The sequence below is a fragment of the Vibrio sp. OPT46 genome, assembly GCF_015163535.1.
Taxonomy (GTDB): domain Bacteria; phylum Pseudomonadota; class Gammaproteobacteria; order Enterobacterales; family Vibrionaceae; genus Vibrio; species Vibrio alginolyticus.
The window spans coordinates 1-760 of the sequence record NZ_JADDYG010000898.1; the positions used below are offsets into that span (position 1 = coordinate 1).

At 32.5% G+C, this 760-nt stretch carries 1 protein-coding gene; it reads right to left on the reverse strand.

Features of this window, described 5'->3' with window-relative positions:
* Positions 1–35: 35 nt before the first annotated feature.
* Positions 36–323, reverse strand: a complete 288-nt coding sequence (locus IQR33_RS31420) for a hypothetical protein (RefSeq protein ID WP_005375016.1) — start codon at positions 321–323, stop codon at positions 36–38.
* Positions 324–760: the final 437 nt, after the last annotated feature.

Sequence of the window (760 nt, forward strand, 5' to 3'; positions counted from 1 at the left end):
TTAATTATAAAGCCTTCCTATGGAAGGCTTTATTTTTATCTACGAATATAAATAGAGCTCGTATTATCTTTGTGAGATTCAGGCACTCTGAATCCGAACTTCAACATAATATTGAATAAAACCTTATTAAACAGTTCTAATTCTATCGTCTCTAATTTACTTCCTATTTTACTATCTCTAAGTTCAGGAAAATTGAACTTAGCTTCCTTTAAGATACTAGCTATCTCATCAGAATTGATGCTCTGTTTACTTAATAGTTTTTTGTTAATGAACTCTTCATATGCACGAGCACATTTCATCAATCGTAACGCAAATTCATTCATAACTGACATTCTTTGAAACGTAAAAAATTTAATTTTTAGTGAGAACACTTGCACATCGCACTATCAAAAATAATATCAGAACGCAATTAATGCACTCTGTAAGAATTATCTGAATCAAGCTGAAGTAAAGGCTGAATATAACGTCTAATTAAAACATCTCTCCTAATTAGAACCGTCAATACAATTAAATATTTTCTTTGTTTAGGTCGCCTTTTCTTATAAGGAAATTACTTTTTCCATGGAGGAAGGCGGAACAAACAAGGTGGAAACACCACTTCCTCCCAAGAAAACAAAATAGCTTTAAACCTTTGTTTTAATTGAACTTAATATACGGCACGCATCTTGCCACTGATAATTAAACTAAGGCGTAGCATTCAAAGTATTCAAGCCAATAAGAGATGAGAGGAGCACACCTCATGAGTTCTTTAGACCCAGTA